27 protein-coding genes and 1 pseudogene are annotated in these 24,498 nt (G+C 60.4%); 15 read left to right on the plus strand and 13 right to left on the minus strand.

Features of this window, described 5'->3' with window-relative positions; all coding sequences use genetic code 11:
- Window positions 1-4 precede the first annotated feature (4 nt).
- From DWB67_RS05680 to DWB67_RS05695, 4 genes are read left to right on the plus strand one after another with little or no spacing between them, the layout of a single operon-like run.
- Window positions 5-1,021, plus strand: coding sequence for an acyl-CoA dehydrogenase family protein (locus tag DWB67_RS05680; protein WP_182911505.1), 1,017 nt, complete (start codon window positions 5-7; stop codon window positions 1,019-1,021).
- A complete protein-coding gene (locus DWB67_RS05685; RefSeq protein WP_119806575.1) occupies window positions 1,012-1,416 on the plus strand; it encodes a PaaI family thioesterase in 405 nt (134 codons plus the stop codon). Before DWB67_RS05680 ends, DWB67_RS05685 begins: the two co-directional genes overlap by 10 nt.
- Window positions 1,413-2,210 (plus strand): oxepin-CoA hydrolase, alternative type, encoded by a 798-nt coding sequence (locus DWB67_RS05690; RefSeq protein WP_119806576.1) that lies wholly within the window; start codon window positions 1,413-1,415, stop codon window positions 2,208-2,210. Before DWB67_RS05685 ends, DWB67_RS05690 begins: the two co-directional genes overlap by 4 nt.
- Window positions 2,207-3,730, plus strand: a complete 1,524-nt coding sequence (locus DWB67_RS05695; protein ID WP_119806577.1) for a class I adenylate-forming enzyme family protein — start codon at window positions 2,207-2,209, stop codon at window positions 3,728-3,730. Before DWB67_RS05690 ends, DWB67_RS05695 begins: the two co-directional genes overlap by 4 nt.
- Here the strand turns inward: DWB67_RS05695 and DWB67_RS18285 are convergent.
- Entirely contained in the window at window positions 3,727-4,173 is a 447-nt protein-coding gene (locus tag DWB67_RS18285) for a UTRA domain-containing protein (protein ID WP_255418565.1), read from the minus strand. The two genes, DWB67_RS05695 and DWB67_RS18285, sit on opposite strands and share 4 nt — an antisense overlap.
- A 54-nt stretch (window positions 4,174-4,227) precedes the next feature.
- Window positions 4,228-4,473, minus strand: a pseudogene (locus DWB67_RS18605) (GntR family transcriptional regulator); the annotation flags it as partial.
- A gap of 308 nt (window positions 4,474-4,781) precedes the next feature.
- Between DWB67_RS18605 and DWB67_RS05705 the strand changes: the two are divergent.
- From DWB67_RS05705 to DWB67_RS05725, 5 genes are all read left to right on the plus strand, one after another.
- Window positions 4,782-5,897, plus strand: coding sequence for an MFS transporter (locus tag DWB67_RS05705; protein ID WP_119806579.1), 1,116 nt, complete (start codon window positions 4,782-4,784; stop codon window positions 5,895-5,897).
- 3 nt (window positions 5,898-5,900) lie between these two features.
- Window positions 5,901-7,625: a glycosyl transferase family 90 gene (locus tag DWB67_RS05710; RefSeq protein WP_119806580.1), complete on the plus strand. Its 1,725-nt coding sequence runs from the start codon at window positions 5,901-5,903 to the stop codon at window positions 7,623-7,625.
- A gap of 21 nt (window positions 7,626-7,646) precedes the next feature.
- Window positions 7,647-8,126, plus strand: a complete 480-nt coding sequence (locus DWB67_RS05715) for an ureidoglycolate lyase (protein ID WP_119806581.1) — start codon at window positions 7,647-7,649, stop codon at window positions 8,124-8,126.
- Window positions 8,123-8,755 (plus strand): ribonuclease HII, encoded by a 633-nt coding sequence (locus DWB67_RS05720; protein WP_119806582.1) that lies wholly within the window; start codon window positions 8,123-8,125, stop codon window positions 8,753-8,755. Before DWB67_RS05715 ends, DWB67_RS05720 begins: the two co-directional genes overlap by 4 nt.
- Before the next feature lie 90 nt (window positions 8,756-8,845).
- Window positions 8,846-9,979 carry a site-specific DNA-methyltransferase gene (locus tag DWB67_RS05725; RefSeq protein ID WP_119806583.1) on the plus strand — a complete coding sequence of 378 codons (1,134 nt, stop codon included), beginning with the start codon at window positions 8,846-8,848 and terminating at the stop codon, window positions 9,977-9,979.
- Between the two features lie 90 nt (window positions 9,980-10,069).
- Here DWB67_RS05725 and DWB67_RS05730 read toward each other — a convergent pair whose 3' ends face one another.
- Window positions 10,070-10,531: an Lrp/AsnC family transcriptional regulator gene (locus tag DWB67_RS05730; protein ID WP_119806892.1), complete on the minus strand. Its 462-nt coding sequence runs from the start codon at window positions 10,529-10,531 to the stop codon at window positions 10,070-10,072.
- A 135-nt stretch (window positions 10,532-10,666) separates the two neighbouring features.
- On the opposite strand from DWB67_RS05730, the gene ald reads away from it, so the two are divergent.
- Window positions 10,667-11,785, plus strand: a complete 1,119-nt coding sequence (gene ald / locus DWB67_RS05735) for an alanine dehydrogenase (RefSeq protein ID WP_119806584.1) — start codon at window positions 10,667-10,669, stop codon at window positions 11,783-11,785.
- 38 nt (window positions 11,786-11,823) lie between these two features.
- Here ald and mscL read toward each other — a convergent pair whose 3' ends face one another.
- The 4 genes from mscL to DWB67_RS05755 form a co-directional block, all read right to left on the minus strand.
- Window positions 11,824-12,258: a large conductance mechanosensitive channel protein MscL gene (gene mscL / locus DWB67_RS05740; RefSeq protein ID WP_119806585.1), complete on the minus strand. Its 435-nt coding sequence runs from the start codon at window positions 12,256-12,258 to the stop codon at window positions 11,824-11,826.
- Between the two features lie 86 nt (window positions 12,259-12,344).
- Entirely contained in the window at window positions 12,345-13,457 is a 1,113-nt protein-coding gene (locus DWB67_RS05745; protein ID WP_119806893.1) for a CaiB/BaiF CoA-transferase family protein, read from the minus strand.
- Window positions 13,454-14,083 (minus strand): DsbA family protein, encoded by a 630-nt coding sequence (locus DWB67_RS05750; protein WP_119806586.1) that lies wholly within the window; start codon window positions 14,081-14,083, stop codon window positions 13,454-13,456. The genes DWB67_RS05745 and DWB67_RS05750 overlap by 4 nt, the downstream gene beginning before the upstream one ends.
- A 25-nt stretch (window positions 14,084-14,108) precedes the next feature.
- The gene (locus DWB67_RS05755) at window positions 14,109-14,663 is read right to left on the minus strand and encodes a DUF721 domain-containing protein (protein WP_255418566.1); all 555 of its coding nucleotides are present in this window, start codon (window positions 14,661-14,663) and stop codon (window positions 14,109-14,111) included.
- Window positions 14,664-14,727: 64 nt separating this feature from the next.
- On the opposite strand from DWB67_RS05755, the gene mutY reads away from it, so the two are divergent.
- Together mutY and DWB67_RS05765 are read left to right on the plus strand one after the other, a co-directional pair.
- Window positions 14,728-15,753, plus strand: coding sequence for an A/G-specific adenine glycosylase (mutY, locus tag DWB67_RS05760; RefSeq protein WP_119806588.1), 1,026 nt, complete (start codon window positions 14,728-14,730; stop codon window positions 15,751-15,753).
- 10 nt (window positions 15,754-15,763) lie between these two features.
- Window positions 15,764-16,903, plus strand: a complete 1,140-nt coding sequence (locus tag DWB67_RS05765) for an alkane 1-monooxygenase (RefSeq protein WP_119806589.1) — start codon at window positions 15,764-15,766, stop codon at window positions 16,901-16,903.
- 66 nt (window positions 16,904-16,969) lie between these two features.
- Here the strand turns inward: DWB67_RS05765 and rpsU are convergent, their stop codons facing one another.
- Window positions 16,970-17,176, minus strand: coding sequence for a 30S ribosomal protein S21 (rpsU, locus tag DWB67_RS05770; protein WP_081994671.1), 207 nt, complete (start codon window positions 17,174-17,176; stop codon window positions 16,970-16,972).
- 92 nt (window positions 17,177-17,268) lie between these two features.
- On the opposite strand from rpsU, the gene DWB67_RS05775 reads away from it, so the two are divergent.
- Window positions 17,269-17,922 carry a COQ9 family protein gene (locus DWB67_RS05775; RefSeq protein WP_255418567.1) on the plus strand — a complete coding sequence of 218 codons (654 nt, stop codon included), beginning with the start codon at window positions 17,269-17,271 and terminating at the stop codon, window positions 17,920-17,922.
- A gap of 9 nt (window positions 17,923-17,931) precedes the next feature.
- On the plus strand, window positions 17,932-18,924 hold the full coding sequence (locus DWB67_RS05780) for an NAD(P)H-quinone oxidoreductase (protein WP_119806590.1): 993 nt from the start codon (window positions 17,932-17,934) through the stop codon (window positions 18,922-18,924).
- A gap of 255 nt (window positions 18,925-19,179) precedes the next feature.
- Here the strand turns inward: DWB67_RS05780 and DWB67_RS05785 are convergent, their stop codons facing one another.
- Window positions 19,180-19,815, minus strand: coding sequence for a ribonuclease T2 (locus tag DWB67_RS05785; protein WP_119806591.1), 636 nt, complete (start codon window positions 19,813-19,815; stop codon window positions 19,180-19,182).
- A gap of 186 nt (window positions 19,816-20,001) precedes the next feature.
- Between DWB67_RS05785 and DWB67_RS05790 the strand changes: the two genes are divergently transcribed.
- Window positions 20,002-20,742, plus strand: coding sequence for a DUF1013 domain-containing protein (locus DWB67_RS05790; protein ID WP_119806592.1), 741 nt, complete (start codon window positions 20,002-20,004; stop codon window positions 20,740-20,742).
- Window positions 20,743-20,815: 73 nt separating this feature from the next.
- Here the strand turns inward: DWB67_RS05790 and DWB67_RS05795 are convergent, their stop codons facing one another.
- From DWB67_RS05795 to DWB67_RS05810, 4 genes are all read right to left on the minus strand, one after another.
- The gene (locus DWB67_RS05795) at window positions 20,816-21,070 is read right to left on the minus strand and encodes a GlsB/YeaQ/YmgE family stress response membrane protein (RefSeq protein WP_119806593.1); all 255 of its coding nucleotides are present in this window, start codon (window positions 21,068-21,070) and stop codon (window positions 20,816-20,818) included.
- A gap of 121 nt (window positions 21,071-21,191) precedes the next feature.
- Window positions 21,192-22,664, minus strand: coding sequence for an NAD-dependent succinate-semialdehyde dehydrogenase (locus tag DWB67_RS05800; protein WP_119806895.1), 1,473 nt, complete (start codon window positions 22,662-22,664; stop codon window positions 21,192-21,194).
- A gap of 224 nt (window positions 22,665-22,888) precedes the next feature.
- On the minus strand, window positions 22,889-23,881 hold the full coding sequence (locus tag DWB67_RS05805) for a P1 family peptidase (RefSeq protein WP_119806594.1): 993 nt from the start codon (window positions 23,879-23,881) through the stop codon (window positions 22,889-22,891).
- Between the two features lie 95 nt (window positions 23,882-23,976).
- Window positions 23,977-24,417, minus strand: a complete 441-nt coding sequence (locus DWB67_RS05810) for an ion channel (protein WP_119806595.1) — start codon at window positions 24,415-24,417, stop codon at window positions 23,977-23,979.
- Window positions 24,418-24,498 lie beyond the last annotated feature (81 nt).

Raw genomic sequence — 24,498 nt, forward strand, 5'->3', positions numbered from 1 at the left:
GGCGATGGATTTTGCGCTTTCCGACGAACACCGCATGCTTCAGGACACTTTGCGCGGCCTGCTGGCCCGCCATCAGGGCGACGATTTGTGGCCGGCCCTTGCCGAAGCCGGCGTCATCGGCGCCCTGCTGACGGAAGATGAAGGCGGCTTTGACGGCAGCGGTTCCGCCATTGCCCTGACCTTCGAGGAACTGGGCCGCGCCGGTGCCAGCATGCCGCTGGTCGCCGCAATGATCGGCGCATCCGCGCTGGCCACGGCGGGGCAGGGCGATCTGGCCGCAGAAGTGGCGGAAGGCAGCGCCCGTGTGGCCTTTGCCGACGCCGAACCGGGCACGCGTTACGACCGCGGTGTGGCGATCAGCGTCGATGGTGACCGCCTGACGGGACGCAAGACCATGGTCGCCGGTGCCGAAGACGCTCGCGCCATTATCGTCACCACCGCCGATGCGCTGTGGCTGGTGGATGCCAAGGCCGAGGGGCTGACCCTGAACGCCTATCCGCTGATGGAGGGCGGACGCGGGGCCGATCTGACCTTTGCCGACACACCCGCGACCCGTCTTGGGGCGCTGGATGATTTCGGTGCGGCCTTGTCGCGTGGGATCTTGGGCCATTCGGCTTTTGCACTGGGCGGGATCATTGCTGCCAGTGATCTGACGCTGGATTACCTGAAGACCCGCAAACAGTTTGGCCGCGCCATTCTGGAATTTCAGGCATTGGCCCACCGGATCGCCGATCTGGCGGTCGAGGTTGAACAGGCGCGTTCCGCCGTGACCAACCTGTCGGGCCATCTGACCGCTGAACCCGCCATCCGCGACCGCCACGTTCAGGCCTGTAAAGCCACCGTTGGTCGCGTCGCCCGCCTTGTGGCCGAGGAATCGGTCCAGCTGCACGGCGGCATTGGCATGACCGAAGAATACGCCCTTGCCGGCATGATCCGGCGTCTGCTGGCGGCGGACACCGCGATGGGGGACGCCGATTACCATCTGGAACGCTTTGCCAACGGCGAACCGGCATGGGCTTGATCCATAATGAAACCGGCACGCAAAGCCTGATCGGCTATGAACTGGACGTGGCCGGCGATGACGGTCGTGCCCGCTGTCACCTGCAACTGGATGACCGCCACCTGAACCGCCAGAACATTCTGCATGGCGGTATTGCGGCGACGTTGCTGGACAATGCGATGGGGGCGACCGCCAGCCTGTCTGTCGATCCGACGGGCAAGCATCCCTTTGCCACCTTGTCGCTGACAGTGAACTATCTTGCCCCGGGTCATCCGGGGCAGGTGCAGGCCATCGGCAGGATTACGGGCGGTGGCAGCAGCACCTTGTTTCTAGAGGGGGATTTGCGCCATCACGACGGCACGTTGATCGCCACCGCGACCGGCGTGTTCCGCAAGTCCAGACCGGAGGCCATATGAACCCCCATTGTGAAATCAGCGATCTTGGCGACCGCCTTGTCGTCGAAAACCGCAACGCCGCGCGTCGCAACGCACTGACCCATGAATTCTATGACGGCCTGCACGAAGCCTTGCAGATGGCTGCCGAACAGCCGCGCATCGGGGCGGTGATCCTGACGGGCGAAGGGGGCTTCTTCTGTGCGGGCGGCGATCTTAACACGCTGATCACCGCCCAGCAGATGGACGAAGACCAGCGCCGCGCCCGCATTGATGCGCTGAACGACCTGATCCGCGCCATCGTCTATTGCCCGCGTCCGGTGATTGCCGTGGTCGAAGGCGGGGCGGCGGGGGCCGGCATGTCACTTGCACTGGCCTGCGATATGGTGATTGCCGCACGCGATGCAAAATTCACTGCCGCTTATGTGAATGCGGGGCTGGTGCCGGACGGGGGGCTGACGGCAGCCCTTGGTGCCGCCCTGCCACCGCAGATTGCCGCCGAAATGTGCCTGACCGGCCTACCGGTCAGTGCCGAACGCCTGCATGCACTTGGCGTCGTCAACCAGCTGACCGATCCGGGCGAGGCGATCATGGCCGCCATGGCCGTGGCCGACCGTCTGGCCAGTGGCCCCGCCGATGCACAAACCGCGATCAAGCGCCTGCTGACTGGCTGGCGTGCCACCGCCTTCGAGGCGCAGCTGGATGCCGAACGCGATGCCATGGCCTATGCCTTGGCCGCCCGCGAAGCCGGCGAGGGCATTACCGCCTTTCTGGCCAAACGCCCACCCGATTTCCGAAGACTGCGTGAGGGGACATGACAACACCAACCCGTATCCACCACCTGTTCGACCAAAGTCTGGCCGCACATGCCGACCGCCCCGCCCTGCGCGACTGGACGGGTGAAACGCTGACCTATGCGGAACTGGATGACCGCATCACGCAGACCATCACGCAATTACAGGCCCATGGCATGCGTGCCGGCGATCGCGTGGTGATCGTTTCCGAAAACTCGGGCGCGATTCCTGTGCTGTTGATGGCGACCAGCCGGATGGACGGGGTGGCGGTGCCCGTCAACGCCCGCATGACCGGACCCGAGCTGGAAAAGATCATCGACCATACCGATCCGCGTCTGGTGATCTATTTGTCCGACGTCAGCGAGCCTGCCCTGAACCACGCGCTGGCACATAATGCACAGCCCTTTGCCCTTGGCGGTGCGTCCCTGCACATCAGTGCCGCCCGCGACTGCATGCCCGAAGGGGTGATCGACGGTCCCGATATGACTGCGGTGATCCTTTACACCACCGGCACGACAGGCATGCCCAAGGGCGTCATGCTAAGCCACGGGAACCTTGTTTTCGGGGGGATGTCCTCGGCCAAACTGCGCGGGATCGTCCCCGAGGACCTGATCTATGGCGTTTTGCCGATGACGCATGTCTTCGGGCTGACCTCGATGCTGTGCGCGGGTATCGGCAGGGGGGCGCAGATCTGGCTGGTGCCGCGCTTTTCGGCAGCGGCAGTTCTGGATGCTTTGCAGTCGGATGTAACCGTGTTGCCCGCCGTGCCGCAAATGCATGCCGCCATCATGGCCGAGGCCCGTAACCGTGGCCTGACCAAGCTGGATGGACCACTGCGCTATGTCAGCAGTGGCGCTGCACCCTTGGACCCCGACTGGAAACGCCGCGCCGAGGCTTTCTATGGCATCGCCCTGCAAAACGGCTATGGCATGACCGAAACCACAGCGGGGGTGACCATCACCGACAATGCGATCGGCGATCCTGATCCGTCAGCCGGTGCACCGCTGCCATTGGTCGAAATCAGACTGGATGAATCCATCAGCCAGGAAACCGGCACGGGCGAGGTGCTGACCCGTGGTCCGCATGTCATGCTGGGATATTTTCGCAATCCCGACGCGACGGCGCAGGTGCTGGATGATCAGGGCTTTATGCATACCGGTGATCTGGGGCGGATTGACGCCCAAGGACGGCTGCATATCGTTGGGCGCTGTAAGGAATTAATCATCCGCGGTGGCTTCAACGTCTATCCACCCGAGGTCGAGGCCGCTCTGAACGACCATCCGGCCGTTCTGCAAACCGCTGTCATAGGTCGCAAGCGCGACGGTGGTGACGAGGATGTTCTGGCATTTTGCCAACTGCTGACCGAAGGCGGCACGACCGCCGATATTCTGGCGGCCCATGCAGCGGAACGGCTGTCGGCCTATAAGCGGCCTACGCGTATCCTGCTGGTCGGCCCGCTGCCTGCGGCGGCAACGGGAAAGGTGCTAAAGCACAAGCTTCTGGATCATTTCGCCGATCTTCTGATGCCCGGGCAGGCAGGTTAGTCGTCGAAAATCAGCCGGTGATGTGGAGGATAGAACTGTCGGGCAAAGCTGACCGGAACTGCATCAAGCGAATTGACCCGCTCGATCGTCAGGACCGGTGTGCCCGGCAGCAGGTTCAGGTTGGAGGCACAGATATCCTCGATCTCCCGAGCCAGAATCGCAAAGCGTGTCTGCTGGACAGGAAGATTGCCGGAAAGCCATTCCTGCGGCGGCTCGGTTTCGAAGACCGAAGGGTCTGGCAGGTCGATGACCGCAGGGTTCAACCAGATCGCCTCGCAGCAATAGACGTTGTTGTCGGAAAGGTATCGCGATTTCACCATCAACAGGGGGTGGCCCAGATCAACCTGCAAGGCTTCGCGTGCGCTGTCGATGCCCGGACCTGTTTCATATGCACATAGCGCATAGGAATAACGGGTGCCCAGATTTTCGATTTCGTCACGCATGACAGGTAGGCTCAGGGTTGTGCGGCAAGACGGCGTCGATGCCACACGTGTCCCGACTTTTCGCCGCCGTTTGATGATGCCACTGGTGGCAAGTTCGCGTAATGCACGGTTGACGGTTGCCCGCGCGCAGCCCATTTCGATGGCCAGTTCCTGTTCGGTCGGAATAAGCTCACCCGGGGGCCATTCACCTGATCTGATACGTCCAAGAACGTCGGCGCGTATTGACTGCCAGGTGTTCAGCCGCTTACTGCCGCGGCTCGTACCCTCGGCCTTGAGCGAAGTTGACGATCCATGTCCCACTAGACAATTCCCCGATAGCTACCTTGGTAACATGCACATTCAAAATATGGCACGTATAAGTTGTTAATAGCGCCTGCCGATAGAAATAGACAAGCCGGAATTAATATATTTGTCTAATTTGGCAGTTCTTACGGATTTTTAGAAATGTTCATTGAGATAATTTTAAATATTTTAAAAATACATCTCGTGTAAAGAAAGGTAATTACTTGCGGAAAGTTATCCCCTCTGAATTGAATGTCCGGACAGGTGTCGGCAGGCGCGTTGACGCCACGACATGGGGTGTGCTGGTCGCAATAAGTTTTTGCCATATGATCAATGATGTAATGCAATCCATGCTGTCCGCGATCTATCCGCTTTTGCGCAACGAATTCGACCTGAATTATACGCAAATTGGAATTATGACATTTGCGTTCCAGATAACGGCATCTTTGCTGCAACCGCTTATCGGAATGACCACGGATCGCCATCCGCAGCCTAAATCATTGCCTTTTGGAATGGGCGCGACATTTTGTGGGGTGCTGTTGCTTGCGTTTTCGGCACATTATTATTTTCTATTAACTGGCGCGATGCTTATTGGAATCGGATCAGCGGTCTTTCATCCGGAAAGTTCGCGTGTTGCGCGTCTGGCATCTGGCGGGCGTTTCGGAACTGCCCAATCATTGTTCCAGTTGGGTGGAAATTCCGGGCAATCGCTTGGCCCCTTGCTGGCCGCCTTTGTCGTGGTGCCATTGGGCCGTCCTGCGGTCGCGTGGTTCGCTGTGGCCGCCGCTTTGGGGGCATCGGTCTTATGGCGTGTGGGTCAATGGGCCGAGGATCGCCGGAAAGCCTCGGTCGTGCATGTTGACGTAGCGCCAGTTTTGCCACGTCCGGTTGTAATACGTGCCATTGCAGTTCTGGCTGTTCTGGTCTTTACCAAAAGCATCTACACTGCCGCTATGAGCAGCTATTTCACCTTTTTCGCCATCGACAAATTCGGGCTGGAAACGCAGGGCGCGCAAATCATGTTGTTCCTGTTTCTGATCGGCATGGCCGGGGGGGTTATGCTGGGCGGGTTGATCGGTGACCGGATCGGGCCGTTGACGGTGATCTGGGTGTCGATCCTTGGTATGCTGCCTTTTACCTTGGCGCTGCCGCATGTCGGGTTGCAGATGACGGGGGTGCTGGTGGTAGTTATCGGCCTGATCCTTGCCTCGGCTTTTCCGGCGATTGTGGTTTTTGCACAGGAACTGGTGCCTGGCCGGACCGGCACGATTGCGGGCCTGTTCTTCGGGTTCTCATTCGGCATGGGCGGGATTGCTGCGGCCGCGTTGGGAATGTTGGCGGACCATGTCGGTATCCAGACGGTTTTCCAGATCTGTTCGGTTCTTCCCCTGCTTGGTCTTTTGACAGTGTTTTTGCCACGCCGCTCTGCGATGGCGGTTTAGGCGATGCCCAAGCCGGTGTTCATCCATATTGGGCCGGATGGCAGCGCGGATGATGCGCTGGTGCAGCTGTTTGACGCGAATGGCTATAAGACCGCCTGCCACTTGGGCGGTGAACTGGCGACAGACATCCTGTTCGCCCAAGCGCGTGACCAGCGTCCCCTGCGCCAGCGCCCCGGCATCCGGCTGTTTGCGGGCCTGTGGCGCGCTGCCCCCCATTGGCGTCCCCCGCAAGAGGCATGGCGCTGTTTTGCCTATCTGGCCAAGCGCATCTCCCATGCGCGGTTCATCCTGACCTTGCCTGATCCTGACACATGGGTCTGCGAAAGGATCATGCGCGACGAAGGCAAACTTGCCCGCTGCCATGCCTTTCATCGCAATGTTCCCGAACTGGACCTGCCGGATCTGTGGAGGGCCGATTTGCGCGCCCATCAGCATGCTGTCGATGATTATTTCGGCGACGACCCGCGCCTGATCCGGATCGATCTGACATCGGACAGTCCGGCGACGCTTGCAAAGCACATCGACCCGTTGTTGCCGATGTCCGAAATTCCATTCGACAAATGGCCCGACCAGCGTGACCAACAGGTCGAGGCCGCCTTGCTGGCGCTTTATGATCGGGCGTTGGAGCCGCATGTCGCGCCGGATGATTGGGCGCAGGATGTCGCGCAATTCTGCCTGCAGGGCGTCGATTCCAAGGCGGAAGGCGGCATTGCGGGACTGTCGGGCTTTGCCTGCGATTGGGATGGCGGGGCGAGCGTTCTGAACCAGAAGGGGGGCACACGGCAGATTGCCGTTGTAACACCCGAAGGGGCGGCCCCGATGGCGCTTGGCCCCGACGATCGCCATTTCAAGGTGGTCCGGGCCGAAGGTGTCATCAACGATATCCTGCGCCTTGGTCGCCGCGATCCCGTCTGGATCGATATGGAGGATTCGCGCTGGATGGGCTCGCCTCAGGGTGAACCACTGGACAGGCCGGTCCTGTGTCACAACCGGCGTGCGGGGGCGGTGAATCCTGTGCTTTGGCCGTTGCCCGACCAGCATGCCATCGGCCTGTCCGGCTTTGATCCCGCAGCCCCCGCCGATCCGGTCAGTTTCGACGATAAAGAGGATCGCATCGTCTGGCGCGGCATGATTTCTGGCAACGAGATGCGTGACAGCACACGCCCCGGTCCCGCATCCCATGTCTGGCTGGCAAAGTTACTGGATGCCGGACAGGATGCCGATGCCCGAGATGCGGCATGGGACGGTTTGCAACGCACCAGCCGTTTGCATTTTGTGCGGCGGTTTTTTGACCACCCCGATTTCGACATCGGTGTGGTCATGGCCTTTGCCTATCGCCATTTCGCCCAAGACCCACTGCTGGCCCCCTATTGCGGGCCAAGGCGAGGGCGGCCTTTCTTCCAGCGCTTCCGTTATCAGCTTTGCCTGTCGGGATATGATCACGGGTCGAACTTCATTTCGGCGCTGGACAGCAATTCGGTTCTGTTTGCCGAAGACGACGGCTGGCAGGTTTTTTATTCGGGCCGGTTCAAGCCGTGGGTCCATTTCATCCCGATTGCCCGCTATGGCAATGATATATTGGAAAAGCTGGATTGGGCGCGGTCGAACCCCGATGCCTGCAAAGCCATGTCCTGCGCCGCACGGGCCGAGGCGGCGCATCTGCGTGATCCCCATGCGCGGCGGATGGTGATGACGCATATCCTCGACGGGCTGGCGCAGTCACGCTAAACCCGCATGGCAGGAGGGACCATGACCACGATCCGTATCGAACCGCTGACCGCCACGGCCTTTGCGCCCTATGGCGATGTGCTGACCCCGAAATCCGCAGCCGACCGCATGATCAACGCGGGGCGTTGCGAACGCCATCACGCGCTGGCAACGGTCGAACGTCACGGGGGAGAGGCCATCATCTCGATCTTCCGGTCCGAACCGGTCAGCCTGCCCTATACCTGCGAACTGCTGGAACGGCATCCGCTGGGGTCGCAGGCGTTCATGCCGATGGGGCAGGGGGACTGGCTGTCGGTCGTGGCCCCTGATGTGGATGGCCAGCCCGGCGCGCCGCTGGCCTTTCTGGTGCCTTCAGGTGTCGGCGTGAACCTGCGGGCCGGTGTCTGGCACGGGGTGCTGACGCCGCTGGATCACCCCGCCGATTTTCTGGTCGTCGACCGCGAGGGCGAAGGCGTGAACCTGCAAGAGGTTACAATCGACCCTGTGACCTTCACCCGATGAACGGCCCCGATTTCAGCTTTGAAGCCGCCGCCATCGCCCAAGGTGCCACCCATGTCGCAGGGGTGGACGAAGTCGGGCGCGGTCCGCTGTGCGGGCCTGTCACCGCCGCCGCCGTCATTCTGGACGCTGCCAACATCCCCGACGGGTTGAACGATTCAAAGAAGCTGACCGCCAAAAAGCGCGAGGCTCTGGCCGCTTGGCTGATGGAAAACTGTGACTGGTCCGTGGCCCATGTCAGCGTCGAGGATATCGACCGGCTGAACATCTATCACGCGTCGCATCTGGCGATGTGTCGGGCTGTGGCGGGGCTGAAACAGCGGCCCTGTCACGTGCTGGTCGATGGAAACAAGCTGCCCAAGGATCTTGATCTGCCCGCCGAAGCGATCGTCAAAGGCGATGCGCGCAGCGTGACGATTGCCGCGGCCTCGATCCTTGCAAAGGTGTTGCGCGATCGCATCATGGAGGATTTGGCGCAACAGTATCCGGGCTATGGCTGGGAAGTGAACGCCGGATACCCCACGCCTGCCCATAAGAAAGCCCTGATCGAACTGGGTGTGACCCCTTGTCATAGACGCAGCTTCAAGCCTGTCCACAACATCTTGTGTAAATCCCCAGTGGCAAGCAATTGATTCAAAAAACAAATTGACGCCGATTCGCGTCTGAATCATCTTAAGGAAACACCAGATCGGTAAAAACCGGCAGTTTCCCAGAGGCAGAACATGACGAAAATCAAAAGTCCGCGCACGGTTCCCGTGCCGCCGTCTCTGCCGTTGAACCAGATTCTGGGCGGTGATTGCATCGAGTTGATGAATGGATTGCCTGAATCCAGCATCGACCTGATCTTTGCCGATCCGCCCTATAATCTGCAGCTGAAGGGTGACCTGCACCGGCCCGACAATTCTAAGGTCGATGCCGTCGATGACCATTGGGACCAGTTCGACAGCTTTGCCATTTATGACAAATTCACCCGTGACTGGCTGACGGCGGCACGGCGCCTGCTGAAACCGAACGGGGCCATCTGGGTCATCGGCAGCTATCACAACATCTTCCGCGTCGGCGCGGAAATCCAGAATCAGGGGTTCTGGATCATGAACGACGTGATCTGGCGCAAATCCAATCCGATGCCGAATTTCCGTGGCAAGCGTCTGACCAATGCGCATGAAACACTGATCTGGGCGGCGAAATCGGAAACCTCGAAATATACCTTCAATTACGAGGCGCTGAAGTCCCTGAACGAAGGGACACAGATGCGTAGCGATTGGGTCATTCCCATTTGCAACGGCGGTGAACGCTTGAAGGACGGGCAGGGCGACAAAGCCCATCCGACCCAAAAGCCCGAGGCGTTGCTGCACCGTGTGATTATCGGCACCACCAATCCAGGTGATGTGGTGCTGGACCCGTTTTTCGGCACCGGCACCACCGGCGCTGTCGCCAAGATGCTGGGCCGCGATTATATCGGGATCGAGCGCGAGGAAGCCTATCGCGATGCGGCGACCAAGCGTCTGGAACGCACCCGCCGTCTGGACGCCGAAGTGATCGCCACCACCCGTGCCAAACGTGCCGAACCGCGCATTCCCTTCGGTCAGGTGATCGAACGCGGCATGCTGCGCGCGGGCGAGGAATTGTTTTCACTGGGCAACCGCCACAAAGCCCGTGTCCGTGCCGATGGCAGCCTGATCGGCAATGATGTCAAAGGCAGCATCCATCAGGTCGGTGCCGCCCTTGAAGGCGCGCCCAGTTGCAACGGCTGGACCTATTGGCATTTCCGGCGGGAAGGGAAAATGATTCCGCTGGATATCCTGCGCCAACAGATCCGCGCCGAGATGGAGGGCGAGGTCGCCCGACCCAACTGACCCCGGTTTTTACAGTTCGCCTCAGCCCCGTGCCCGCTTGCGCGGGGCCACCTTCCCCCGTCATGTCCCCATGACGGGGTTTTCTTTTGCCTAGACGGGGATGGCTGTCGTGCGGAACACGGTCCGCAAGGCAAAGCTGGAATGCATCTGCGCGACACCGGGCAGGCGCGACAGGTGCTGGCGGTGGATGCGGGCGAAATCATCCGTATCCTCGACCACGATTTTCAGCAGGTAATCGGCGGTGCCCGCCATCAGGTGGCATTCCAGCACGTCGGGAATGCTGCGGACGCCTTTTTCGAAAGCGTCCAGAACTTCATCCGCCTGACCTGACAGGGTGATTTCCACAAAGACGGTGGTCTGTCGGCGCAGGGCGCGCGCATCCAGCAGCGCGACATAGCCGGAAATCACACCAGCTTCCTCAAGCCGCTGGACGCGTCTGTGGCAGGCGGACGGGGACAGATGCACCCGCTCGGCCAGTTCGGCATTGCTGATTCGCCCTTGGGTCTGCAGCAGGGCAAGGATTCGGCGGTCTATTGCGTCAAGTTCGGACATGGCCGCAAGTTCTTCCATGACGGCAGAGATTTCCAGCGGATTCTTCGGTGAGATACGCCGCAAGGCATCCAGCTTCGCAGCACCTTCGGGCAAAGGGCGCGCAAGATGAACCATCAGACCTCTGGGAGGAGAGCTATGAAAATCGGATGCCCCAAAGAAATCAAGCCGCAGGAATTCCGCGTCGGCCTGATCCCCGCCGCCGCCGCCGAGGCCACCGGCCGTGGCCATGATGTGCTGGTCGAAACCGGCGCGGGGATCGGTGCGGGTTTCACGGATGAGGATTACACCAAGGCCGGTGCGAAGATCGCGCCGGATGCCGCATCGGTCTTTGATGCCGCCGATCTGATCATCAAGGTCAAGGAACCGCAGGCCGGCGAACGCAAGATGCTGCGTAAGGGCCAGATCCTGTTCACCTATCTGCATCTGGCCCCCGATGCCGACCAGACCCGCGACCTGTTGGACAGCGGCGTCACTGCCATCGCGTACGAGACTGTGACGGACGCACGCGGCGGGTTGCCGCTGTTGGCCCCCATGTCCGAGGTGGCAGGCCGTCTGGCCCCTCAGGTCGGCTCGTGGGCGCTGCAAAAGGCCAATGGCGGGCGCGGGGTGCTGCTGGGCGGCGTGCCCGGCGTGGCACCGGCGAATGTGGTGATTATCGGCGGCGGCGTCGTTGGCGCGGCGGCGGCGCGTGTTGCGGTCGGAATGGGGGCGAATGTCACCGTCATGGACCGGTCGGTGGCGCGTCTGTCCTATCTGGATGATGTCTTCATGGGCAAGCTGACCACCCAATACGCCAGCGAGGCCGCGACCGCCCAGCTGATCAGATCCGCCGATATGGTCATCGGTGCCGTGCTGATCCCCGGCGCTGCGGCCCCCAAGCTGGTCAGCCATGCGCAATTGTCGACGATGCCCCAAGGTGCGGTGCTGGTGGATGTGGCCATTGACCAAGGCGGCTGTTTCGAAACCTCACGCGCGACCACGCATCAGGACCCGATCTATGAGGTGGACGGCGTGGTGCATTACTGTGTGGCCAATATGCCGGGGGCGGTTGCGCGGACGGCAACGCAGGCCTTGGGCAATGTGACGATGCCGCATCTGATGGCTTTGGCCGATAAGGGCTGGCGCCAAGCGCTGATCGACGATCCGCATCTGCGTGCGGGCTTGTCCACCCATGAAGGGCAACTGACCTCTGTCCCCGTGGGGCAGGCGTTGGGGCTGGATGCAGTCACAGCGGACGCTGTTCTGGGGCTGTGACGGAAAAAGGCCGCGCCAATGTGGCGCGGCCTTGGGTATCAGGCGCGGGTGGCCAGCAGATCGCGGATCTGGGCCAGCAATTCTTCCTGTGTGGGACCTGCGGGGGCTTCGGGGGTGGCCTCTTCTTTCTTGATGATCGAGGCCTGCATCCGGTTGACCATTTTCACGATCAAAAACACGACCCATGCGATGATCAGGAAATTGATCACTGCCATAATGAAGGCACCGTAAGCAAAGATTGCGGCACCGGCTTCACGGGCCGCCTCAAGGCTGGCACCTGCGGGTACTTCGCCTGACAGCACCAGATATTTGTTGGTGAAATCAACGCCGCCGGTCAGCAGGCCGATGATCGGGTTGATCAGATCGACCACCATCGAATTGACGATGGCGGTAAACGCCGCACCTATGATGATACCGACCGCCAGTTCGACAACATTGCCGCGGGCAATAAATGCCTTGAATTCGTTTATCATATGACCCTGTCCCTTTTGTTTCCACGACACGGTGCCGCAAGCGCACAATGATGTGAACTCGGGAAAAAATCAACGCCGCGCGGGTCTTAGTCGTCACCTCCAAGGGGCGGTGATGCATGATCCAGTGCCAGTTCCCCTTCCGAAAAGGTAATCGGAAGCCGGACGCCCGGCACACCTTGGGGCGAAATCCGCAGATTGCGGGCGATCACCTGCGGGTCGGTAAAGACATCGGACATGTCATTGATGGGACCGGCGGGAATACCCTGATCCTCCAGCGCCTTCAGCAGGTCGTCGCGGGCCCATGTGACCGTAACAGAGGACAGAAGGTCGGTCAGCGCCTGACGGTTCTCGATCCGGTCGGAATTGGTGGCATAGGCGGGCGCATCTGCAAGCGCAGGCAGGCCCAGTACCGCGCAGAGCCTGCGATATTGCGCGTCATTGCCGGTGGCGATGATGATCCAGCCGTCCGCGCAGTCAAAGACCGCATAGGGCACCAGATTGGGATGGGCGTTCCCCATCCTTTCGGGCGCATCACCCGTGCTAAGATAGTTCATCGCTTGATTGGCCATCACCGAGGTGGCAACATCCATCAGCGCCATATCGATATGCTGACCGCGTCCCGTGCGTTCGCGTTGCTGGACAGCGGCCAGAATGCCAACCGCCGAATAAACACCGGTGAAAACATCCGTAACAGCAACACCGACCTTCTGGGGCTGGCCGGATGGATCGCCGGTCACGCTCATCAAACCGGACATGCCTTGAATGATGAAATCATATCCGGCGCGATGGGCATAGGGGCCGGTCTGGCCAAAGCCCGTCACGCTGCAATAGATCAGGCGCGGGTTCAGGACCGAAAGGCTGGCGTAATCCAGCCCGTATTTGGCAAGACCACCCACCTTGAAATTCTCGATCACGATATCGGCGTTCGCGATCAGGTCACGGACTTTCTGGCGCCCTTCGGCGGTGCGGAAATCTGCAATGACCGATTTCTTGCCACGATTGGTGGCGTGGAAATAGGCGGCACTGCGATCGCCTTGATGATCGATGAAAGGTGGCCCCCAACGGCGGGTATCATCGCCCTCGGGTGCTTCCACCTTGATGACTTGCGCCCCAAGATCCGCCAGAATCTGACCGGCCCAAGGGCCGGCCAGAATACGGGCCAATTCGACGACTTTCAGACCCGCAAGAGGCGTCATCAGTTTGCAGGCGCGGTTGCTTCGGCCTCGGCCAGTTTGGTGTCGATGATTTCTTTCATGCTGTCCCATGCCTGGTTCGGGACAGTCTGGTCACCGATGATAAAGGTCGGCGTGGCCTGGATATCATCATTGGTGGCATTGGTCTGGAAGGTTGCGATCAGCTGTTCGACCTTGGCGGTATCATCCCAGCAGGCGGTCATTTGTTCGTCCGTCATACCGGCTTTCAGGCCGATCTTGCGCAGGCTTGCGGCGACTTCATCGCCCGAACCGCCCGACAGCCAGTCGCCCTGTTCTTCGAACAGCATATCGGCAACGGGATAGAATTTTTCACCCTCGCCGCAGCGGGCCATGATGCCGGCCCAAAGGCCCGGTTGGTCGAAATAGATATCGCGCTGGACGAATTTCACCTTTCCGGTGTCGATGTAATCCGCCTTCAGGTCGGGGAAGACATCGTTGTGGAAGTTCGCGCAATGCCCGCAGGTAAAGCTGGCATATTCGATGATGGTCAGCGGTGCATCCTCGGCACCCAAAGCCACATCGGGCAGAACTTCGGGGGCAGGGGCGTCCTGGGCCATGACAGGCGCAGCAAAGGCCAGCGCAAAAACGGTCGCGGCAGAGCGGAGAAACATGGGAAGTCCTTTCGGGTCTTTCGGATCAGGTCTTGCGGGATTTTCGTGTGGCGACATTCAACGCCAGCATGGCCATGGCCTGTGCCAGTGTCGGGTCGTCGAACTGGGAACCGATTTTATCGGCCTCTTTGACGCTTTCGGGATCAGGGGCTTTTTCTTCCTTGGGTGCATGGTCGAAACTAGCCTGCCCCTGTGCAAACCCCGTGGCCGAGGTTTGCGTCAACGTAATGCGCTGCACCGCGTTATAGCCGTAACAGGCGTTCACCTTGTCACGCAGCAGGGGCAGTTGCATTTCGACCATGGGGGCCATCGGTCCCGTCGTCAGCAGGGTCAGCGTCGCGCCGAAAGCGCCACGGCTGTGACTGATCTTGACGGGGCGGGTCACGGCGGCAAGCTGGGGGCCTGCCACCTCGGACCAGTTTGTCAGAAGACGGGCAACAGCAAAGCCACGCCCCTCGGCGGTCTTTTGAACACGATCCGCCAATAGGGAAGATGCCGCCTGAAAGCCGCGGTTGCGGCGACGGATCTGTTTGTAGGGGCGATAGGGTGTCTGTGCCATTGTTCCATGTTCTGTTATCACGCCTATATCCTTAGCCAGCCATCCGTCCGGATGAAAGCGTGCCCAACCCCACGAGGCCACATAATTGCGTGACAGCAAAGTGATCGCCGAAAACCTGCTTGACTGGTACGACCGTCATGCCCGCGTCCTGCCTTGGCGTGTTCCGCCGAATGGTGCGCCCGCCGACCCCTATCGTGTCTGGCTGTCCGAGGTGATGTTGCAGCAGACAACCGTTGCCGCCGTCAAGGAATATTTCTTGCGGTTCACCGCATTATGGCCAACCGTTCAGGATCTGGCTGCAGCCCCCGATGCACAGGTGATGGGTGAATGGGCGGGGCTTGGATATTATGCCCGCGCCCGCAATCTGCTGGCTTGTGCGCGTGCGGTGGCCGAACGCGGTGCCTTTCCCGACACCCGTGCGGGGTTGCAGGAATTGCCGGGGATCGGGCCCTATACGTCAGCGGCTATTGCCTCGATTGCGTTTGATTTGCCGGAAACGGTGGTGGACGGGAATGTCGAACGTGTGGTGTCGCGGCTGTTTGCCGTCCGCACCCCCCTGCCGCAATCCAGACCCGAGCTGACGCAACTGGCCGGAACCATGACGCCGCAATCGCGTCCGGGCGATTACGCGCAGGCGATGATGGATCTGGGCGCGACGATCTGCACCCCGCGAAAGCCGGCCTGCGTGATCTGTCCGTTGACCGGATTCTGCGATGCCCGCGCACAGGGCATCGCCCCCGATCTGCCTGCGAAAACCCCCAAAGCACCCAAGCCGGAACGCAGCGGCATCGCCTGGATCGCCCGCACCGGCGACCGCATCCTGCTAGAGGAACGCCCTGCCAAGGGCCTGCTGGGCGGAACCATGGCCTTTCCGTCCGCCTGCTGGGACGGACGCGACCTGCCACCCCCCGGTGCCGCCGATTGGCGGGACATCGGCACGGTGCGGCATGTGTTCACGCATTTCAGCCTGACCATGACGGTGATGATCGGCGATCTGACCGGCAATCCCGAACGCGGCCAATTGACGCCGCTGCGACAGATCGACCGCGATGCCTTGCCGGGACTGATGCGTAAGGTCTGGGATCTGGCGCAAAGCGAAATCGCCGCTTAGACTTTGCCGCATGAGTGATTCATCCGCCGCAAAGCTTCCTGCTGCAGCGCCCTTCTGGTTGTCGGCTGTCATGATCCCCTTGGTCGCGCTGGCGGCCATCAGGGGCGGATTCTGGTGGGCGTTGCTGCCTGCCTATGCGTGGTACCTTACCACGGTGCTGGACAAGATTCTTGGGCTGAATGACGAAAACCCAGATCCGCAAACCGAAACGGCACAGCTGTTCTGGCACCGCGCCATCACCATCATCTGGTTCCCGCTGCAATTCGCCGCAATCTTCGGGTCCATCTGGTATGTGCGTTCCAGCGGGAATTTGTCGGGTTGGGAACAGCTCGGCCTGTTCTTTGGCATCGGGGTGCTGTCGGGCAGCATCGGTATCGTCTATTCGCATGAACTGCTGCACCAGAAAACCGCGCTGGAACGCTGGTTGGGGGATCTATTGTTGGCCAGTGTGCTTTATTCGCATTTCCGGACCGAACATCTGCTGGTGCATCATTCATGGGTCTCGACCCCGCGCGATGCCGTATCTGCACGCTATAACGAAGGCTTTTACCGCTTTTTCTGGCGCGTGCTCACCGATGGCCCCCACAGTGCATGGCGGGCCGAAACGCGGATGCTGGCGCGGGGCAAGCGGAGTGTGTGGGACAGGCGCAACCCGTTCTGGCGTTATGCCGCGTTGCAGGCAGGGATGCTGGCGCTGGCGCTGCTTTTTGGTGGCTGGGCAGGGCTGGGGCTGTTCGTTTTTCAGGCCTTCATCGCCGTCTGGCAGCTGGAGCTGACAAACTATGTCGAACATTACGGTCTGACGCGCAAACATCTGGGCGAAGGGCGCTATGAACATATCCTGCCGCGTCACAGCTGGAATGCCAGCCACACGGCGTCCAACTGGTTGCTGATCAATCTGCAACGCCATTCCGACCACCATTACAAACCCGACCGCCGCTTTCCGCTGTTACAGACCTATGGCAAGGATCAGGCCCCGCAACTGCCTTTCGGCTATCCGGCGATGACCTTCGTGGCGATGGTGCCACCCATCTGGCGGCGGCGCATGAACCCGCGCGTGCGGGCGTGGCGCAAGCAATTCTACCCCGAAATCACCGATTGGTCCGATTACAACCGTGGCACCTTGCCGATGCCGCGCAATGCGCTGTGACCGGACATGTAAAAAGCCCCGCGACATGGTGCCGCGGGGCTTTTTGATGACGCTGATCGCGTCGTCTTACAGTGCGCCTTCGCGCTGTGCCTTTTTACGGGCTAGCTTGCGGGCACGGCGAACGGCCTCGGCCTTTTCACGGGCTTTCTTGACCGACGGCTTCTCGAAATGTTGCTTAAGCTTCATTTCGCGGAAGACACCTTCGCGCTGAAGTTTTTTCTTCAGGGCGCGGAGCGCTTGCTCGACGTTGTTGTCGCGAACATTGACCTGCATGTGGTTGTCACCACCTTCCTAGGTTAGAGTTGCAAGATTGCAGGAAGCGTCCCCCTAACAGCCACGGACGCATATGTCCAGATAGGTGTGCCATGATACAGACCGACCAAGATGCCCTTCTTGAGGCCGCGCTGATCCACGTCCCCTTCGAGGGGATGAACGATAACGCCCTGATGGCGGGCGCCCGCGACATCGGCATGGCGCCCGGCCTTGTGCGGGTGCATTTTCCGCAAGGGGGCGCGGGGCTTTCCGCCGCCTATCACCGCCGCGCGGACCGTGAACTGCAACAATCGCTGGCCGAAACCCCGCCCGAGGGACGTTTCCGCGACCGGGTTTCCCAAGCCGTCTGGCTGCGTTTGCAGCTGGTGGACCCCGAATTGGTCCGTGCGGGTGCCGCCACATTGGCCATGCCGCAGAACGCGGCATTGGCCGCGCGGCTGGTCTGGGAAACTGCGGATGTCATCTGGACCGGCCTTGGTGATAAATCCGATGATGTGAACTGGTATTCCAAGCGCGCCACCCTGTCGGCGGTGATTTCAGCCAGCGTGTTGTTCTGGCTGGGCGATGATTCGCCGGACCATGCCGAAAGTCGTGCCTTTATCGACCGTCGCATTGATGGTGTGATGAATTTCGAAACCATTAAGGCGCGTCTGCGTAGTCTGCCTGGGGCCGAAGGTTTTACCAAGGCAGCCTTTGGCTGGATACGGGCCCCAAAGCCGAACCCGCTGCCCGGCAAGACCCATTAAGGAGATACCATGTTCCCCGATTCGATGACCGCGATCGAGATCGCCTCGGCGGGCGGCCCTGATGTTCTGCGTCAGGCCAACCGTCCGGTGCCGGTCCCCTGCCATGACCAGATCCTGATCAAGATTGCCTATGCCGGTGTGAACCGACCCGATGTCCTGCAGCGCGCGGGTGCCTATGCCCCGCCAGCGGGTGCATCGGACTTGCCCGGGCTGGAGGCTTCGGGCGAAATTGTCGGCGTCGGTGCCGGCGTGACCCGTTGGAAAAAAGGCGAAAAGGTTTGCGCCCTGCTTCCCGGTGGCGGCTATGCCGAATATGCAGTCTGCCATGCCGACCATGCACTGCGTATCCCTGAAGGCCTGTCGATGAAAGAGGGTGCCTGTTTGCCCGAAACCGCCTTTACCGTCTGGTCGAACGTCGTCCAGCGCGGCAAGCTGACGGGCGGTGAACGGTTTCTGGTCCATGGCGGCACATCCGGCATCGGCATGATGTCCATCCAGATCGCCCATGCCCTTGGTGCGCGCGTGTTCGCAACCGCGGGCAGTGATGCGAAATGTGATGCGATCAAGGCGCTTGGCGCGACTGCCATCAACTATAAGGATCAGGATTTCACCAAGATCCTGAACGAAGCCGGTGGTGCCGATCTGATTCTGGATATGGTTGGCGGCAGCTATATTCCGCGCAATATCGCCAGCCTTGCAAAGGATGGTCGTCTGGTGATGATCGCCTTTCTTGAAGGGCCTAAGGTCGAACTGAACTTTGCCCATATCATGATGAACCGGTTGACAGTCACGGGGTCCACCCTGCGCCCGCAATCGGATGTTGCCAAAGCAGAAATCGCGGATGAGATCCGCAAGAAGCTGTGGCCGATGATTGCTGCGGGCTCTGTCGCTGTTACCATCGACAGCGAATTTGAACTGGCCAATGCCGCCGATGCCCATCGCCGCATGGAAACCAGTGGGCATATCGGCAAGATCGTTCTGAAAGTCGCCGGCGATTCTTGAGGCGATGGCAGGTGCCTCCGGCGGGGATATCTTAGGCACGAATGAACGCCGGAGGCGCAGGCAAGTGCCGATCTTCTTATATATCGGCACTTGCGGCTTCACTCGTGACGGTCATCGGCGTCCCCGCCTGTACCGCATTCATGACATTGCAGCTGACAGGCTAAAATAGGGTTAACCAGCGTCTCACGCGTGAGAAATATCCTCGGGGGGTCCGGGGGCGAAGCGCCCCCGGCCATCGCGGGACGCAAATGAAGTCTAGCGCACCTGTTCCATCAGGATGCTGGGCTGGCTACAATCGCGGCGTGCGTCGGGGGCGCAGTCGCGTGGTTCCAGATCGCGGGTCAGGCAAATGCGAACCTCGGTCAGGGCGTTGCTGCGGCAGCCGATGGTGATGCCGTCACGCCGGAAATCGGGGTTGGCCTCGATAAAGGCATCCTCGATCACGGTGGGCGGGATCGAAATGTCGCGGGCCAGATCATCAAACACCTGCGGGATATTTATCGCCTGCAGCGCGTCGCGTGTCGTTTGGTAATAATCGGCGGATGACAGGCCCGTGCAGCGACCGTGCTTTTGCCATTGATACCACGCAAGGCCCCCGGACCCCATTACATCCGACATCGCCTGACTTTCACGCCGCGACGGATCACGTTCGCGCGTGTTGCAATATTCGGGCCAGCCGCTTTCGTTTTGCGGCCATAAGCCGTGGATGCTGAAATCACGGGCGGTGCCTGCTTTGCATTCGGGGGCATCGCGATCATCGCCTGTGCTGGCGCACCATGATGGCTGCCAGCTAACGGCCAGAACGTAATAATCGAACTGCCCGGCCACATCGCGGGCCATCAGGGGCAGGGGGGGCAGCAGGGCCACAAGGGCAAGGGATAAGATGCGCATAATGGCAGCCTAGCGTGGCCCAAGTCGGCTTGCATCCGTCTTTTGCGCGAATCCTCTTTTCTCTGGCCAGCGGAATCGCTATATCACCCAGCAATTCCCCCCCCGAGAACGAGGAATGGCGTCCGCCAAAGCCGTTTTTCCGGCGTAAGCCTCTATGTTCGGGACAGACATGCGAAGGAGACTGACATGAGCAAGCCGCTGATGGCCAAGGCCACCGCCGTCTGGCTGGTCGATAACACGACGCTGAGCTTCAAACAGATCGGTGATTTCTGCGGTCTGCACGAGCTTGAGGTTCAAGGCATCGCGGATGGTGATGTCGCAGCTGGCGTGAAAGGCTTTGACCCCATCGCCTCGAACCAGTTGGAAGCCGCTGAAATCAAGCGCGCCGAAGCCAGCCCGACCTACCAACTGCACCTGCAGCACAACCCCGCCAGCGAGGGCGAGGAAAAGCGTCGCGGTCCGCGTTACACGCCGCTGTCCAAGCGTCAGGACCGCCCCGCAGCCATCCTGTGGCTGGTCAAATTCCATCCGGAACTGGCAGACGCGCAGATTGCCAAGCTGGTGGGCACCACCAAGCCGACCATCGGTGCGATCCGTGAGCGCACCCATTGGAACATCCAGAACATCCAGCCGATCGATCCGGTTGCTTTGGGTCTGTGCCGTCAGACGGAACTGGACGCTGCTGTCCAGAAGGCCGCCAAAAAGCGCGCTGCCGAAGGTATCGTGATGACCGACGACGAACGTCGCAAACTGGTCAGCACCGAAACCTCGCTGGCGATGTCCGAAGAACCGCGCATGCCGTCTTCGATTGCAGGTCTGGAAAACTTCAGCCTCAGCCGTGATGAAGAAAAGCGTGACGAGCGGCTGGATGCTGATAACTTCTTCAACCTGCCCGACAGCAAGGATGAAGACGACGACGACGCATAAGCGTTTTGATCCGATAGTATGAAAAAAGGCCGGCGCAATGCCGGCCTTTCTTTATGTCCGATGGCTATATCTATCAGCTGCGTCCGCGGATCGCGCGATAGCCCCAGATCAGGATACAGGCGCCGATCACCGCGACGACCAGCTGTCCGATCACGCCACCGGCGGTCGAGCCGATGATCAGGCGGAACAACCAGTTACCGATCAGCGCACCCAGAATACCCAAGATGATATTCGTCAGCAGGCCATGATCGCCCTTCATGATTTTTTCCGCGATCCAACCGGCAATTGCGCCCAGAATGATCGTCAGGATCCAGCCGAAACCTTCCATGAGTAGTCCCCTTGCAGTTCATCATGCAGCCACCCGTCCGGTGACCCTTCAGGGGGATAAGGCTTAACGCGGCAATCCGTTCCGTCCAAATCGCCGCGTTGTGGAAAATGTGGGGAAACTGTCACACGGACAGGCAGATGTATTTCATCTCCAGATAGTCATCCATGCCGTGGCGGCTGCCTTCACGACCCAGACCCGATTGCTTGACGCCACCGAAGGGTGCCACCTCGGTCGAGATCAGGCCGGTGTTCACACCCACGATGCCATATTCCAAGCCTTCCTGAACGCGGGTGATGCGGCCGATGTCGCGGGCATAGAAATAGGAGGCCAGACCGAAGATCGTATCATTGGCTTTGGCGACGACCTCATCTTCGGTGTCGAATTTGAACAGGGGGGCAAGGGGACCGAAGGTTTCCTCGATCGCGACCTTCATGGAATCTGTCACGCCGGTCACGACCGTCGGTTCGAAGAACAACCCCTTGATCGGTTCGCCGCCTGCCAGAATTTGGCCACCGCCGTCGGTGATGTCGCGGATATGTTCCTGTACCTTTTCGACGGCATCCTTATTGATCAGAGGACCAGTGGTGACGCCGTCTTCCAGACCGTCACCGACCTTCAGCTTGCTGACGGCTGCGGCCAGTTTTTCGGCAAATTGATCATAGACACCGGCCTGCACATAGATCCGGTTGGCACAGACGCAGGTCTGGCCGTTGTTGCGGAATTTCGATGCCATCGCCCCTTCGACGGCGGCATCAAGATCGGCGTCGTCAAAGACGATGAAGGGGGCATTGCCGCCCAGCTCCATGCTGCATTTCATGACCTGATCGGCGGCCTGACGCAGCAGGATGCGGCCCACTTCGGTTGATCCGGTGAAGGTCAGTTTGCGGACCTTGGGGTTTTCGCAGAATTCCTTGCCGACATCGCTGGACCGCGATGATGTGACGACCGACAGGATGCCCTTGGGCAGGCCTGCGCGTTCGCCCAAGACCGCCATGGCCAATGCCGACAGGGGCGTTTCGGCCGCCGGACGGGCCACAAAACCACAGCCTGCGGCCAGCGCCGGTGCGGCTTTGCGGGCGATCATGGCATTCGGAAAGTTCCACGGGGTAATGCTGCCCACGACGCCGATGGGTTGGCGGATGACGGACAGGCGCTTGTCGGCCTGATGACCGGGGATGGTTTCACCGTAAACGCGCTTGGCCTCTTCGCCGAACCATTCGATAAAGCTGGCGCCATAGGCAACCTCGCCCTTTGCCTCGGCCAGGGGCTTGCCCTGTTCGGCGGTCATGATGCGGCCCAGATCGTCCTGGTTTTCCATCATCAGATCATACCAGCGGCGCATGATCTGGGCGCGTTCTTTGGCGGGGCGGGCGGCCCATTCCTTCATGGCGCTTTCGGCGGCATCAATGGCACGGGACACATCCGCGCGGCCCAGATCGGCGACCTTGGCAATTACATCACCGCGTGCGGGGTTTTTGACATCGAATGTCGCGCCGTCGGGGGCATCGACCCATTCGCCCGCTAGAAAGGCGCGGCTTTCCAGCAATGAGGGATCACGCAGCAGCGATTTAAGGTCGGTTGTGCCAGAGGTCATATCGGTATCCTTGCGAAAGGTTTCGGCATCAAATGACCACGCCCGACCGGTCATGTCAAAACGCGTTCCGCACTTTTGAATCCCTCACGAAAAAAGTGAAAATTCGGTGGATACTCTATGCAACCGAATATCGGCGGGTGGCGTTCGGTCTGGAATCATCAGGCTTCCCTCTTGATGATCTCTCTCTGTTTAGGCGGCGCATTTTCCCATGCGCCGCCTTTCCCTTATGTGCCGAAGCGTGATTGCCAGGATGTCTGAACATCACCATCCGCAGGGGTGGCGGCATAGATTGCGCGGGCGATGGCACGGGCCAAGGTGCAGGATGCCACATGGCCCAGCAGATAGGGGTCCGCCAAAGGGTCATCCAATTCGCGTGCACCGGTGGAGACGGCGAACACCAGATCTCCGTCCAAGGGTGTATGACTGGGCACCAATGCGCGGGCCATACCGTCATGGGCGACTGTGGCCAGACGCTTCAGCCCTGCCTTATCCAGTTTTGCGTCGGTTGCGATGATGGCGATGGTCGTCGATTCGCCCAGATCCTTGCCAGGGGTCGGTTCCCATGCCGGAACAAAGCGGTCTGGCAGGCCCAGCCCACCGAATTCGCCATCCATTTCCCAAGGTGCTGCCCAGAAATGCCGGCCATTGTCGATATTGGCGTGCCCCAGCGGGTTGGCCACCACCAATGCCCCGACAGTCATCCCGTTGTCCAGCACCGCCGAGGCAGAGCCAAGCCCGCCTTTCAGCCGTCCCGTCAGTGCCCCGATGCCCGCACCATGGGTGCCGATGTCGAAATCGGTGGCAGCCGCCGTCCATGCGGCATGGCCCAGCTGCGGATAGGGGTTCTGGTCCCAGACCTTATTGCCGCCATTCAACAGATCGAAAACAATCGCACCGGGGACGATGGGCACCCGTGCATCGCCGATGGCAAAGCCGCGGCCTGCCTGATGCAGGGCCTGCACCACGCCGTCGCAGGATGCCAAACCGAAGGCCGAACCGCCAGACAGCACCAGCGCATCCACCGATTGCACCATCTTATCCGGTGCCAGCAGATCGGTTTCACGGGTGCCGGGTGCGCCGCCCATCACATGCACCGCCGCCGCGAATGGCGCATCCGCCGTCAGCACGGTGACGCCGGATTTCACATCGTCATCGCCTGCATTTCCGACCCGCAAACCGGGAACATCGGTGATAAGATTGCGGGGACCGGCCTTCATGATGCGGCTTTCAAACGGGCGTTGTTCTGCGGTGCCGCATTCTGGTGCTGTGCCGCTGTTCTACCGGCCTTCGCCTGTCCCATCTGCCGCATGTCCTATCGTCCTTTCATGAATTCGATCTGGCGGATGCGGACGTGCCGCAAAGCCTCGACCATGAAGGCTGTCATCAAGCCAAAGTTCAACACCCCGTTTGCAGCCGCCAATCCCCCCAATATGCGCCAGTCTTGCGGCATCAGCACATCGCCATAGCCAAGCGTGGTAAAGGTGACCAAGGTGTAATACATCGCCTCCTCCAACCCTGAAAACATGCCCATGGCGTGAAAGGCCAAAGCCCATAACCAGACCGAGATGGTCACCATGCGCAGCACCCCAAGGCTGGCCACGATTACGACGGCGATCAGTTTGGGACGGTGGGGCGCGCGCACCAGCCAGGGTGTGGCATGGGCAAAGGCGATTTCCATCACCCAGACGGCCATGCCCGACAACAGGATGCTGGCCACCATGATCATGGAGCCCAAGGCGATCTGTTCCAGCATGTTTATCCCCTTGTGACTGGTTTTCTCTTCAAAATTGGCAGGGTGCCGATGCGTCTTCATCTTTACACAGCGCGATTGCGT

This window comes from Paracoccus sp. JM45 (genome assembly GCF_003590715.1).
Taxonomy (GTDB): domain Bacteria; phylum Pseudomonadota; class Alphaproteobacteria; order Rhodobacterales; family Rhodobacteraceae; genus Paracoccus.

Coding starts and splice junctions, on each gene's coding strand:
- DWB67_RS05680 (WP_182911505.1), top strand. CDS start 5: ATGGATTTTGCGCTTTCCGACGAACACCGCATGCTTCAGGACACTTTG.
- DWB67_RS05685 (WP_119806575.1), top strand. CDS start 1,012: ATGGGCTTGATCCATAATGAAACCGGCACGCAAAGCCTGATCGGCTAT.
- DWB67_RS05690 (WP_119806576.1), top strand. CDS start 1,413: ATGAACCCCCATTGTGAAATCAGCGATCTTGGCGACCGCCTTGTCGTC.
- DWB67_RS05695 (WP_119806577.1), top strand. CDS start 2,207: ATGACAACACCAACCCGTATCCACCACCTGTTCGACCAAAGTCTGGCC.
- DWB67_RS18285 (WP_255418565.1), bottom strand. CDS start 4,173: ATGCGTGACGAAATCGAAAATCTGGGCACCCGTTATTCCTATGCGCTA.
- DWB67_RS05705 (WP_119806579.1), top strand. CDS start 4,782: ATGATCAATGATGTAATGCAATCCATGCTGTCCGCGATCTATCCGCTT.
- DWB67_RS05710 (WP_119806580.1), top strand. CDS start 5,901: ATGCCCAAGCCGGTGTTCATCCATATTGGGCCGGATGGCAGCGCGGAT.
- DWB67_RS05715 (WP_119806581.1), top strand. CDS start 7,647: ATGACCACGATCCGTATCGAACCGCTGACCGCCACGGCCTTTGCGCCC.
- DWB67_RS05720 (WP_119806582.1), top strand. CDS start 8,123: ATGAACGGCCCCGATTTCAGCTTTGAAGCCGCCGCCATCGCCCAAGGT.
- DWB67_RS05725 (WP_119806583.1), top strand. CDS start 8,846: ATGACGAAAATCAAAAGTCCGCGCACGGTTCCCGTGCCGCCGTCTCTG.
- DWB67_RS05730 (WP_119806892.1), bottom strand. CDS start 10,531: ATGTCCGAACTTGACGCAATAGACCGCCGAATCCTTGCCCTGCTGCAG.
- ald (WP_119806584.1), top strand. CDS start 10,667: ATGAAAATCGGATGCCCCAAAGAAATCAAGCCGCAGGAATTCCGCGTC.
- mscL (WP_119806585.1), bottom strand. CDS start 12,258: ATGATAAACGAATTCAAGGCATTTATTGCCCGCGGCAATGTTGTCGAA.
- DWB67_RS05750 (WP_119806586.1), bottom strand. CDS start 14,083: ATGTTTCTCCGCTCTGCCGCGACCGTTTTTGCGCTGGCCTTTGCTGCG.
- DWB67_RS05765 (WP_119806589.1), top strand. CDS start 15,764: ATGAGTGATTCATCCGCCGCAAAGCTTCCTGCTGCAGCGCCCTTCTGG.
- rpsU (WP_081994671.1), bottom strand. CDS start 17,176: ATGCAGGTCAATGTTCGCGACAACAACGTCGAGCAAGCGCTCCGCGCC.
- DWB67_RS05775 (WP_255418567.1), top strand. CDS start 17,269: ATGATACAGACCGACCAAGATGCCCTTCTTGAGGCCGCGCTGATCCAC.
- DWB67_RS05780 (WP_119806590.1), top strand. CDS start 17,932: ATGTTCCCCGATTCGATGACCGCGATCGAGATCGCCTCGGCGGGCGGC.
- DWB67_RS05785 (WP_119806591.1), bottom strand. CDS start 19,815: ATGCGCATCTTATCCCTTGCCCTTGTGGCCCTGCTGCCCCCCCTGCCC.
- DWB67_RS05790 (WP_119806592.1), top strand. CDS start 20,002: ATGAGCAAGCCGCTGATGGCCAAGGCCACCGCCGTCTGGCTGGTCGAT.
- DWB67_RS05795 (WP_119806593.1), bottom strand. CDS start 21,070: ATGGAAGGTTTCGGCTGGATCCTGACGATCATTCTGGGCGCAATTGCC.
- DWB67_RS05800 (WP_119806895.1), bottom strand. CDS start 22,664: ATGACCTCTGGCACAACCGACCTTAAATCGCTGCTGCGTGATCCCTCA.
- DWB67_RS05805 (WP_119806594.1), bottom strand. CDS start 23,881: ATGAAGGCCGGTCCCCGCAATCTTATCACCGATGTTCCCGGTTTGCGG.
- DWB67_RS05810 (WP_119806595.1), bottom strand. CDS start 24,417: ATGCTGGAACAGATCGCCTTGGGCTCCATGATCATGGTGGCCAGCATC.